9 protein-coding genes and 1 pseudogene are annotated in these 10,739 nt (G+C 39.7%); 8 read left to right on the forward strand and 2 right to left on the reverse strand.

All coding sequences use genetic code 11. From position 1 onward, the window contains the following. The first annotated feature begins 2 nt into the window (after positions 1-2). Positions 3-749 carry an amino acid ABC transporter ATP-binding protein gene (locus NSQ44_RS01150; RefSeq protein ID WP_063386500.1) on the forward strand — a complete coding sequence of 249 codons (747 nt, stop codon included), beginning with the start codon at positions 3-5 and terminating at the stop codon, positions 747-749. 1,031 nt (positions 750-1,780) lie between these two features. Here NSQ44_RS01150 and NSQ44_RS01155 read toward each other — a convergent pair. Then, a complete protein-coding gene (locus NSQ44_RS01155; RefSeq protein ID WP_340854513.1) occupies positions 1,781-3,076 on the reverse strand; it encodes a DUF4085 family protein in 1,296 nt (431 codons plus the stop codon). 792 nt (positions 3,077-3,868) lie between these two features. On the opposite strand from NSQ44_RS01155, the pseudogene NSQ44_RS01160 reads away from it, so the two are divergent. The 4 genes and pseudogenes from NSQ44_RS01160 to NSQ44_RS01175 all read left to right on the forward strand — a co-directional run. Beyond that, positions 3,869-4,303: pseudogene (locus NSQ44_RS01160) on the forward strand (short-chain dehydrogenase); the annotation flags it as partial. A 366-nt stretch (positions 4,304-4,669) separates the two neighbouring features. Beyond that, positions 4,670-5,176 (forward strand): hypothetical protein, encoded by a 507-nt coding sequence (locus tag NSQ44_RS01165; protein WP_340854514.1) that lies wholly within the window; start codon positions 4,670-4,672, stop codon positions 5,174-5,176. 258 nt (positions 5,177-5,434) lie between these two features. Continuing rightward, complete coding sequence (locus NSQ44_RS01170) at positions 5,435-5,758, forward strand: DMT family transporter (RefSeq protein ID WP_063386503.1); 324 nt, start codon at positions 5,435-5,437, stop codon at positions 5,756-5,758. A 22-nt stretch (positions 5,759-5,780) separates the two neighbouring features. Then, positions 5,781-6,116 (forward strand): DMT family transporter, encoded by a 336-nt coding sequence (locus NSQ44_RS01175; RefSeq protein ID WP_094244940.1) that lies wholly within the window; start codon positions 5,781-5,783, stop codon positions 6,114-6,116. A gap of 63 nt (positions 6,117-6,179) precedes the next feature. Here the strand turns inward: NSQ44_RS01175 and NSQ44_RS01180 are convergent, their stop codons facing one another. After that, on the reverse strand, positions 6,180-6,614 hold the full coding sequence (locus tag NSQ44_RS01180) for an acyl-CoA thioesterase (protein ID WP_066250427.1): 435 nt from the start codon (positions 6,612-6,614) through the stop codon (positions 6,180-6,182). Positions 6,615-7,140: 526 nt separating this feature from the next. Here NSQ44_RS01180 and rhaA point away from each other — a divergent pair. The 3 genes from rhaA (at position 7,141) to NSQ44_RS01195 (ending at position 10,691) form a co-directional block, all read left to right on the forward strand. After that, positions 7,141-8,397, forward strand: coding sequence for an L-rhamnose isomerase (gene rhaA, locus NSQ44_RS01185; protein WP_340807415.1), 1,257 nt, complete (start codon positions 7,141-7,143; stop codon positions 8,395-8,397). A gap of 216 nt (positions 8,398-8,613) precedes the next feature. After that, on the forward strand, positions 8,614-10,080 hold the full coding sequence (locus tag NSQ44_RS01190; RefSeq protein ID WP_340854518.1) for an FGGY-family carbohydrate kinase: 1,467 nt from the start codon (positions 8,614-8,616) through the stop codon (positions 10,078-10,080). Then, positions 10,077-10,691, forward strand: coding sequence for a histidine phosphatase family protein (locus tag NSQ44_RS01195; RefSeq protein ID WP_340854519.1), 615 nt, complete (start codon positions 10,077-10,079; stop codon positions 10,689-10,691). The genes NSQ44_RS01190 and NSQ44_RS01195 overlap by 4 nt, the downstream gene beginning before the upstream one ends. Positions 10,692-10,739: the final 48 nt, after the last annotated feature.

A 10,739-nucleotide genomic window follows, 5' to 3' on the forward strand; every position in this document is an offset into this window, starting at 1 on the left:
GTGTGGTTCTCATTGAAGTATCCAACCTCAAAAAATCATATGGCAAGTTGGATGTATTAAAACAGATAACATTTGATGTTAACAAGAACGACGTAATTGCTGTGATCGGACCATCTGGTTCTGGTAAAAGTACAATGCTCCGTAGCCTGGTCCATCTTGAGGAAATAGACGGAGGCAGCATTTGTATATCCGGGGATTATTTGGTGAAGGACGGGATTTACTCAAAACCGCAGGAGATTAAGCGGATCACCTCTAAGATGGGAATGGTTTTCCAACATTTCAATCTCTTTCCTCACCTCACGGTTAAAGAAAATTTGGAACTTGCTCCTAAGCTAGTAAAGAAGGAGTTAAATGCGGAAATTGAACGACGCAGCACAGAACTTCTGAAGAAAATCGGGCTCTCCGATCGGGCATCAGCTTATCCTGCAAAACTTTCGGGCGGTCAAAAACAAAGAGTCGCCATAGCTCGTGCGCTTATGATGAACCCTGAAATCCTGCTGTTTGATGAACCTACTTCCGCCTTGGACCCGGAGTTAACCGGAGAAGTACTGCAAGTAATGAAGCAGCTGGCTGAAGAGCACATGACGATGATTGTGGTGACACATGAGATGGGGTTCGCCAAGGAGGTTGCAAACCGGGTCATTTTCATGGACAACGGGGAAATCATCGAATCCGGTCTTCCGACTGAGATTTTTACAAACCCGAAGTTTGAACGAACGAAAGCTTTCTTGAACCGCAGTTTGAAATAATCCGGGACGCTGTCTATTAGTAGATTACTTGACACTTGCTACTTAAAATAAATAGTAACTGATCAACAAATAAAACGTACTTTTAGCACACCCAAATCCGTTTTAAATAAAACATATTAAGATTAGCAGCACAGACTACAGCAAGGTCTGTGCTGCTATTTGGTGCGCCCGGCATGTACATGAACTATAGGGTGTAAGTCCCGAACCCCGAAGACAGAAGTAGAGGTTAGCTCAACGAAAGGGTGTCCGTGGTGACGCGGAATCTGAAGGAAGCTGGAGGCAAAACACCGGTCCGAGGAACACGAACCTCATATAAGGCTAGGTATGATTGAGTGAGTTTGCCAAACAAAACAAAGCTCTTTCTGTCGAAGGTCATATCGAGTAAATGAGGCGGATAGATGGTGTGAAAGTGCATGTACTTACCCGGGGAGGTCTGGCGGATAGGTGAAATACGCTTCATAACCTACTTAGTGATAAGTAGCTGAACCGTCAGAAGTCAGCAGAGGTCATAGTATTAGTTGGTTTAGAACAACTAAGAAGGACCGAACAATTAAGAGAGAATAGCCCTTGGCATTCAGTGAGTCATGATGAACACAGAAAACGTAGTACCTCACTTGAGGGAGGAAGCGGTGAATCCCGTGGGAGACCTCTTGGAGGGTGGAGTGACCACTGGCATAAAGAGAACAGCTATTCACGGAAGTTATAAAGACTTGCGTCAATTATCTTAATTGAACCGCCGTATACGGAACCGTACGTACGGTGGTGTGAGAGGACGGGAGTTAATCGCTCCCTCCTACTCGATTACGCCCGGCAGAGTGTAATAATCTCTAGGGTGAAAGCCCCGAGCCGTGAAGGCAGTAGTAATGGTACGTACGGTGGTGAGAGGTCGGGGTTAGTCACCCCCTCCTACTCGATTAGTAGAAGCGGTGAAAAGGTCATGAGCCCCCGGAACCATAAGTTTGTTGTATAAATTCATTCGATGGGGTATGGAGCAGGATCATTTAGAAAGAGCCTTGCCTTAGCATTCGTTCCTAAGTGCTTTTTCTCAGTTTATTGATGAATTGCTCAGACAAAATGTTGAAGGAAAGAATATGGTCCATATACACTTCACCGATTTGTTGTATCTCTTCATTTTCATGCTGTAAAGAATATGGGAGAGTTTTTTCTATTAATGGTATATGTTTTTCTGGTTCTTGAACAATGGTGTTCCATGCACGTATGATCAGCTCTAAGTCTTCACTGAACAGTGCGCTTTCCAATTCTTCCGTCGGTAACGGCTCTGATAATAGGGGCATTTCATCCACGAACTGTTTTGAATAAAGTCCTTCTAAAAATTTTTCAAAGTTTTCAGCTAGCTCCTCTGTATTTGCACCAAGATAAAATATTTTCTGAGTTTCAAGGTGAAGGACAATATTTCCATTGGTACAAACTGCAATCGGGATGACGCTGCCTTCTAATTTCAATTCCTCAAGAGATAAAAAGCGGTCGATTTCTATAGCTTCCTTTTCCGTTAAAAAATACATTTTCTCCGCTTCTCCTTCGTGTAAAGCGGTCACGAAAGACGCATACTGATCCGGCAGTTTGTAAGGAAGACTATGTCTCTCTTTTTTTGCTTTATGGCGGCTATGATTTTCCTTCTCAAATTCCTGATTGTGGTGAAAAATTTGTGTTTTATAAAAATGGGTAATGGAAAATTGTTTTGCAGCTACCTTCCATTCCGTCATCGGATTGTCAAATAAAACACTTAAGATGAAGCTTTTGTTATTAAGATCCCCTTCTTCATAAAGCCAAAACATACCTGGTGTTAAAGGTATTTCGGATTGTTCCTCCTTGATTCCAGTAATCTCAATAACGATGGCATCCCCCTTGCTGAAACTGCCTTCCCCATTTAACGTTAATCTGAGTGCATCGTGATCGCGATGGATATATTGTAATTCTGCGTCATGTAATCCATCTTCCAAAATGCTGATCAGCTCTTCCGGCAGATTTTCGCGAATATGTTCAAAATGATTATTCGCTTCATCTAACACTTTTTCGCATTCCTCTATTTTAGCCTTCAACGAAATGATGAGTTCGTCCCGCACTTCCTTTGGCAGTGTCGGCTGATTAATGGTGCCGTCCAGAATATAGGGATGAAATATTTCCGGCAATGTTTGCAATAATTCGTCTTTAATAGATTCAAGATCTTCCCGCAAATAGTCGTAAACATCCTCGCCGTCTTCTTCAAAGCTTTTGATAAAATCCATCCATTCTTCATCAGACTCGGGAATTGTAAGCAGGTGCGCCTTCTGCATTTTGTCATACCATTCTTTTGTAAAAAATTTCATTATATCTCTCCTTATATGCTATCCACCATTTTTTCTCATATAATGAATTCACTTCTTATAAGCGTTTCACCTGCTAAAAAGGAGAAATTTAACAAAATAGGTGATGGGGGTGTCTAATAAGTCGTTTTTACGGCTTATTGACGCCCCCATTAATGTTTTAGAAACGTTGATATATCGGTGTTTATGATTTTTTGTTTTCAATGGGGATCTGACTTTCTGGGCAGCCCCATGATTGTACAGAAAAATATCCGGTTTTAACGGGCAGGATATAAAAAAGAATTACTATCATGCATCTGAACTTAAAAGTAATTACTGTACAGAAATAGTGAAACTAATAGTTGAATAAATTCAAGTTCTATACTTACTAGACAACATCTTTCAAGCCTAACTGATCTGACGCGAAGAGAAATAATTCGTCTACTTGCCTCTCATGACCGAACAGTATGGGAATTGGCGGAACCTTTTTGATATGTCTTTAGCAGCTTTGCTAAGCATATCAAAACATTAGAACGGTCAACCCTGTTTGAAAGGACTATGCAAGGACGAACGCATATTTGTCGTCTTACCTCCAAATCGTTTTCTACTGCTAAAGATGGCTTCGATTTTATGAACATTTTTGGAACAGACAGTTTGACGTTCTTGAACATGAGCTGAATAAGGCAAAAAGGAGAAAAAAATAAAGTATTTGCAACAAATTCATTATTTTGTAAAGGGTGATGAGAATGGTTAGTACATCTACAATAACCTTAACGATGAAACGTTCTTTTGATGCCTCTGCAGATAGAGTATTTGACGCTCCACTTTGCATTCCCCCTGTTAATCCGAAATAAGAACGGGCTGGTCGTTGAGATAACGGATGGCACGGCAGAATACAACGAGAAAAACTACCGTTTATCACTGTTCTACGATCTAGCCAAGATGTCTGTCATTCGTATGGCAAAGTCTTTAGCCCATAAGCTTTTACCATATCAATGCACCGCCGTAGCATGACTCCGGGCTGGATGCGTTCTGAAATTATGCTTGATCACTATGGTATGACAGAAGAAAACTGGCGTGATGCCCTTGTAAAGGAACCCCAATTCATCATCTCGGAAACGCCGCGTTTTGTCGGCCGCTTTAGCCGGTGATCCGAAGGTTGCTCGCTAAAACGGTCAATCTGTGTCAAGCGGTCAGCTCGCGCAAGTGTATGGTTTTTATGATCTTGATGGCTCACAGCCAGATGCCTAGCGATATATCGGAGAAGTGCAGGATGCTGGAAAGCCAGCGAATGCTTCCGAGTACCGCTAACGGGAAGCGATAGTTCGATATGCACTGCAGTGCGGATCTTTATTTTCATGTTTAAAAAAGTGTCCAAGAAGTCGAACTTGATCACCAGGCGCATGTTCGGCTTCTTCTTTTGTGGAAAATTGATGATATCTTCTATTCTCTCGAAGCCTTGTAGCTGTATGGGAGTCGAAGGGTGAGGGGGGAGAAGGTGGATAGATAAGAGGAAGAAAGAATGATGAAAACCTGTGATAAAATATGCGTAGAAGGAAATTCTTTTTCAATTAATGGGAAGCAGTATAAAGGATTTGACAAAGATGGAGAGAAAAAATGACTTATTCGTTTATTTTTAAAGATTCATTTATGGATTTAACGAAAACTCGTATCCGTGAAATACAGACTGATGAAGAAGTGTTGCTTCATCCTAAATGGAGCTTTCCAATTGGAAAGTATTCGTTTTTTTCTGGAAAAGAAGAATATAAGGCAATATCTACAAAAGAACATTTCATACATAACGCCTTTGTTGTGCTTCAACCAGACGGAAAAGAAATTGTACGAATTAAAAATTTGTCACTTCATAAGAAAAAATCTATTTTTAAAGAGCTTCGAATGGTTTATAGCCAGAACAGCTTTCATATAAACTCTACTCTTGCATTTAAAACGATAACGATTAGTAATGGAAAAGAGGTCATTATGACAGCGAACAAAATTTCTTCGATATTTAAAAATCTTTTAGAAATGTATGATTACGAAGTTCAAGTTCATCAAACGATGGACTTACCATTTATAGTGTGGGTGGCCATTTTCAAGGGGATCCATTTATTGATTAGACGTTAGATCCATTGTAAAAATCTCCTTGGACCTTTCCGGAATTCCTTTTTTCTAACTCTTCTCCACGTAATGTTGCGGACATGATTTTTCCTAGTATTTTGTACTAGTTGCTGGTGAAAAGACGAGAGTCTGCGTGCATGACTGTGAGTAAGCGATGGTTTGGATTTTATCAGGTCAGTCAAAACGTATTTTTCGAAGACTATCAAATTGTTATATCAAAAAGGACAAAAGTGCGAAGGACCGTTAAGCTTTAGGAGGATTCACATGAAGGAATATGTAATTTTGGCAGTAGCCATCATAAGTGAAGTATTTGCAAGTTCAATGCTGAAAGTATCAAACGGATTTAAAAGGTTGTTTCCCTCCATCGGAGTCGTAATGGGGTATGGCGCAGCTTTTTATCTCTTATCTTTATCTCTAAAAGCAATACCGCTTGGTACGGCTTATGCGATATGGTCAGGCGTCGGTACGGCTTTAACTGCATTAGTCGGTGTTATCTTTTATAAAGAAAGTATTGATCTTAAAAAATGTTTAGGTTTAGTTCTAATCATTTGTGGAGTGGTTGTTTTGAAACTCAGCAGTTCTCATTAACGATGAGAGAGGAGGCAATTGTATGAAAGGTTATATTGCATTAGGAATTTCTATTATCAGCGAAGTATTTGGTACGACAATGCTTAAATTGTCAGATGGATTTACAAGTTTATTCCCTTCCATTGGAGTTATAGTTGGTTATGGATTATCTTTTTATTGTTTGTCGTTATGTCTTAAGACAGTTCCGTTAAGCTTGGCCTACGCGATTTGGTCGGGGCTGGGGACAGCTTTTACAGCGTTAATTGGTGTTCTAGTATGGCGGGACCCATTTAATATTATTACATTAGTTGGTCTAGTATTGATCATTGGCGGGGTGATTTTATTAAATGCTCCAAAAAGTCCAGATAAAGTTTTATAAAAACTGACCCCCTGTCTGAAGGGCGCAAGGAGTCAGCTATAGGTCTAAACGTTTGTATTTCGTTTATAGGCTGACTGCCGGTTCGTATTCTTTAATTCGCTGACGGACGAAATCAGGAATCGCTCTCGATTTTCCAGCGGCGGCATCATAATTGACATAGATCACTTCAGCCTGAACCAGCGGGTCTTTTTCTCCCGCTTTTGTGATGATAAACTCCATTGTCAGGCTAGAGCCGCCAATTCGTGATGTTCGGCACCAGATCTCAAGCATATCTTTAAAACGGGCTGGCTTTTTATATTCCAGCGTTGATTTGACCATTGCAATATCAAATATATTTTCTTGGGCAAGCTCCTCGAGATCCCGCCCAAACACTTCCTCAAAATAGTCAATAACCGCAACGTCAATATATGTCAAGTAATGGGCGTTAAAGACAATTTTTTGTCCGTCAATTTCTGAGTAGCGCACCCGCAGGCGGTGTGAAAAACGGAATCCTTCCATTATGTACCCTCCTGAAAAAATGTTATTTTCATTATATAATGAAAATTCTATCAATTAAAGCGGGAAATAAGACTTTGTAAAGAAGTTCGAAATAAGCTGAGCGTCTGTCAAAAATTCAAAAATTGATGCTAAAGTTGCGTTCACCTCTTTGATTAGGACAGAGGTAGGAAATAACATAAAGAACAAAAATAAAAAAATATATTCAATAACAAACAAAAGTATTATATAATTGAAATTACAGTAAAAACCAACTAGTATGTTTGGAATATTTTTATATTTATGCAAAAAGCGAAAATAAAAGATGTCATGAACTCTTCCCCCTTTCCTTGGCGCCGACGCTGGCATTTATCAAGCTAAAGAATTTAATTTGTCCAAAGGTGAAGGAATGTACGACAGTTAGTGAAGAAAATTGAAACCGTTTACTTTAAAATTTCTAAATTTTCATAACAGTTCATAAAAACATCATAAGGTACATTCATAATGTATTAGGAAAAAGTACTAGTTTACTAAAGGAGATGGATAATTTATGGTTATAAAAGAATCTTTTGAGCTAGCAAGGCAAGTCTATGAAAAATGGGGAATAAATATTGAAGAAGTATTAGAAAACTTGCAGCAAGCGTCAATCTCTATCCATTGCTGGCAAGGTGATGACGTAAAAGGATTTGAAGCAGATGCAAGCGAGCTTTCAGGGGGGATTGATGTAACAGGAAATTATCCGGGGAAGGCAAGAAATGCTGAAGAATTAAGGCAGGATTTAGAGAAAGCGCTGTCATTAATTCCGGGAAAACATCGTGTCAACCTACACGCCATTTATGCAGAAACAAATGGTGAAAAAGTGGAAAGAGATCAGTTAGAACCGAAACATTTTGAAAACTGGGTTAATTGGGCGAAAAAAATTGGTATAGGGCTGGATTTTAATCCTACCTTATTTTCGCATGAAAAAGCAGCAGATGGACTGACGTTGTCTCATCCTGATCCGGGAATTAGAGAATTTTGGATCAACCACTGTATTAGGAGCCGAAAAATCGGTGAGTACTTTGGCAAGGAGCTTGGAACACCATGTTTAACAAATATATGGATTCCGGACGGCTATAAGGACATTCCAAGCGACCGATTGACTCCAAGGAAGCGATTAAAAGAATCATTGGATAAAATTTTTAGTGTAGAGATCAATGAGAAATATAATTTGGATGCAGTCGAAAGCAAATTGTTTGGAATAGGATCTGAGTCTTTTGTTGTCGGTTCGCATGAATTTTATCTAGGGTACGCCTTACAAAATAATAAAATATACTTATTAGATACAGGTCATTTTCATCCTACTGAAACAGTCTCAAATAAAATTTCATCGATTTTGCTTTATAGCGACAGGCTTGCTTTACACGTATCGAGACCGGTTCGGTGGGACAGCGACCATGTCGTGATTTTGGATGATGAATTGCGTGAAATAGCGCTTGAAATCGTGCGCAATGATGCGCTGCATAAGGTTTTAATCGGACTTGATTTCTTTGATGCCAGCATCAATCGTCTTGCTGCATGGGTCATTGGAACGCGTAATATGATTAAAGCTTTATTATATGCAATGCTTATGCCGCATGAATATTTAAAGCAATTGCAAGAAAAGGGAAACTTTACGGAAAGATTGGCGGTTATGGAGGAATTTAAAACTTACCCTTTCGGTGCAATTTGGGATTATTATTGTGAGAAAATGAATGTTCCTGTAAGAGAAGAATGGTTAAAAGAAATTCAAAAATATGAGGAGGAAGTATTAACTAAGAGACAGTAGTCGTAAATATGGCAAGAGTATGAATTCTCTTGCTGCTCAAATTAGCCGATCAGTGAATTAAATGAGCTGAAAAATTATAAAGACTTCGTGGATTAAGGAAAGCTTCCCTCCTAATGGAGAAGATAAAGTAAATATAGGAAGTGCTAGATTCGGCAATTTCACTTAATAGCTTTAGCATCCGAAGCATCAGAAGATAGTAGAAAGAGAAAAAAATGTGTGGCAGAGGTTGATGAAATGAACAAATCGCAGCCAATTTTTATAGGAATTGATATTGGAACACAGGGCATTCGCACAATTGCAATCGGTTATAACGGAACTATTTATGCAGCCAGTACTGTAACTTTTAACTTGGCGAAAGGAAACGAGTTAAGAATGGAGCAATCGCCGTTTATGTGGTGGAAGCATACCGCTGAATCTATTCGACATGTAGCAAATAGTTTGAAGGAGCAAAAAATTCTTAATCAAGTTGTTTCCTTGTCTGTCACTTCCACATCAGGTACTGTAATTCCCCTTGATAAACAATATGAACCGCTATACAATGCCTTAATGTACAGCGACAGCAGGTCAGCATCTGAGGCAGCGCTTTGTAGAGAGGCTGCCTTTGCAGCAGGGCATTATACGGCATTTTCCAGCTCGTATGGTTTGCCGAAAATTGTTTGGTTCCATAAACATTTTCCGCAAATAGCAAAGGATGTATGTTTATGGGCGCATCCTACTGACTATATTATCGGGAAATTAACGGGAAAATGGGGAATAACCGATTATACGAGTGCATTTAAAAGCGGCTATGATTTAAATAATGAAAAATGGCCGGAATATATTGAAAAAACTTTAAAAATACCTGTTAAATTACTTCCAATCGTATTGCCTTCAGGGACTTTTGCCGGGAATGTGTCAAAGGAATGTATGGAGGAAACAGGGTTGCCGGGAAATGTAAGCGTTACACTCGGACTGACTGACGGTTGTGCGTCGCAGTTCGCATCCGGTTCATTATCACCTGGAAACTGGAACACGACAATTGGCACAACTTTAGTAATAAAAGGGATTACATACGAGCCAATAATAGATGAGAAGGGAATACTTTATAACCATCGCCATCCAGATGGATATTGGATGCCGGGCGGTGCGAGCAACACAGGGGGAGATTGGATTTCAATTGATTATTCAAAAGATGAATTAGCTTATTTAAACAGTAAAGCATATGAATATTTCCCAAGCCGGTGGATTTCGTATCCGCTCCGGCAAAAGGGAGAGCGTTTTCCTTTTGCATTTCCTGACATACAAGGCTTTGACGAACCAGGTTTGACAAAAGAACAGCTCTTTATTTCCCGTTTAGAAGGTGTTGCCTATCTTGAAAGAATGGCTTACGAGATGATTGAAAAGCTGTCAAGCGAGAAAGTGAAGGCTGTCTTTACAGCAGGCGGAGGAAGCAGCAGTGATGTATGGCTGACTATACGGAGCAATGTCTTAAAGAAGCCTATTATTAAAATGAAGCATAGCGACGGTGCTATTGGGGCTGCGATTGTTGCAGCAGCTTCATATTTTGGAAGTATTCAAGAAGCCGGGGAGAACATGCTGAAAAGAGAAAAAGAGGTGATGTTTGAAGAACATATAAGTGAACAATATGAAGAAGGATATGAACGCTTTATTCAAGCACTTAAAAAGAGAGGAGTTGTGCTGTGACAAGATTTTTCCTTTTGCGCCATGGAGAAACGGAATGGAATCGGGATGGCAACAAATATTGCGGAAGGACGGATGTTTCACTGTCAGAGCAAGGGATTAAGCAGGCGGCAGCAGCAGCTAAAGCGCTGAAGCACGTAAAGTTTCACGCGGTCTTTTCTTCAACTCTAGTAAGAGCATCGGCAACAGCTGCAATTATAAGCAAAGAGTTTGGTTTGCCAGTTATTGAAGATCAGCGTCTTGTAGAAATTGACTTCGGGAAATGGGAAGGAAAAACGGTACAAATGATTGAGAGAGAACATAAGGATTCATGGACAGATTGGTTAACGAGTCCGGCAGAGTGTTTTGCCGGGGAAACGGGAGAATCTGCAAGTCAAGTTTATAATCGGATCCAATCTTTTTTTGAAGAGGTATCGAAAACATATCCAGATAAAAATGTGCTTGTTGTAGCTCATAACACAGTAAACCGTATTGCTGCAACGCAATGGTTTGGATTACCTTTTTCGCATTACCGCAAAATAAAAATGGACAATACAGGGGTTTCTATTATTGAATATCACGGTAAAGGAAAGGCATCCATTATTCAATGGAACAGTATTTTGCATCTTCTTTGAAGCAGGAAGTTTCCGATAAGCATCAAATCGATCTTAAAAAATTTCCTT

It is taken from the genome of Aeribacillus sp. FSL M8-0254 (assembly GCF_038008845.1).
Lineage (GTDB): Bacteria > Bacillota > Bacilli > Bacillales > Aeribacillaceae > Aeribacillus > Aeribacillus composti.